Origin of the sequence: Wenyingzhuangia sp. 2_MG-2023 (assembly GCF_030548295.1) — a bacterium.
Taxonomy (GTDB): Bacteria; Bacteroidota; Bacteroidia; order Flavobacteriales; family Flavobacteriaceae; genus Wenyingzhuangia.
The window spans coordinates 1-911 of the sequence record NZ_JAUOSB010000059.1; the positions used below are offsets into that span (position 1 = coordinate 1).

At 26.1% G+C, this 911-nt stretch carries 1 protein-coding gene; it reads right to left on the reverse strand.

What is annotated here, in order from left to right; all coding sequences use genetic code 11:
• Positions 1-74: 74 nt before the first annotated feature.
• Entirely contained in the window at positions 75-887 is an 813-nt protein-coding gene (locus Q4548_RS16645; protein ID WP_303457154.1) for a hypothetical protein, read from the reverse strand.
• Positions 888-911 lie beyond the last annotated feature (24 nt).

Here is a 911-nt window from a genome sequence, read left to right on the forward strand (position 1 = left end):
AAGGATTTGGCGACTTAGTAAATATACACAAAACTTTGAGCAAGAACTAAAACCCGTATTAATTTTAGCCGGTGTTAGGCAATGTTTTGTCCATCATCTGGATATTCAATATAATCTATATCATTCATACAATTCATTAAATTTCTAAAAATTGTTTTTATACGGATTGAAATATCTAAATAAACGTCTCGACTATTTGGCCCTTTTTGAAGAAACATTTCTTTATTTATAAATTTAAATTTTTCCTCTCCAAATTTGTAATAATAATCTTTTCCGTGATAAATCCCGTTTGAATGAATCATACAATTTCTTAGTTTTACTGCAAAATTTAAAAACTCTCTATCTTCTTTTAAATTTCCAGTATAGGAATTTGGAATTCTTTTCACAAGAAAATTAAATTTTCTAACTAATGGAATAAAAGCAGACTTTCTTATATTATTGGTAATAATACTTTTCTCTTTATCTTCTAAGTGTTCAATTGCTTTAATTAGCTTAGAATTAATTTTATCAATTATAGTTATTAAATCATTTTCAGTTACCAAATGTTCAAATAGTAATGATATTGATAATTCAAACGAAGTCCAAACTCCAAAAATTATATTTCGATTTAAATTTCCATGATAACCTCTTGACAATAATTCTAATTCTTGAATTTCAAATAATCTTTCTGCGTGAATTCTAAAAGGATAAATTTTTTCTGAAAACCTAACATCTCCATTTCCAATAAATTGAGCTAATTGATAAGATGCTTTTCCTATGTAATAGTCGTATATGCTCGAATAATAAAGTCCGAAGAAACTATGTCTGACATCGTCTTCATGAAGTTCTAATTCACGGATTTCTACTTTTAATTTTTCGGTATATTCTAATAATTGATCTAATTTCATTTCAAATATTGCCTAACGGTTTTG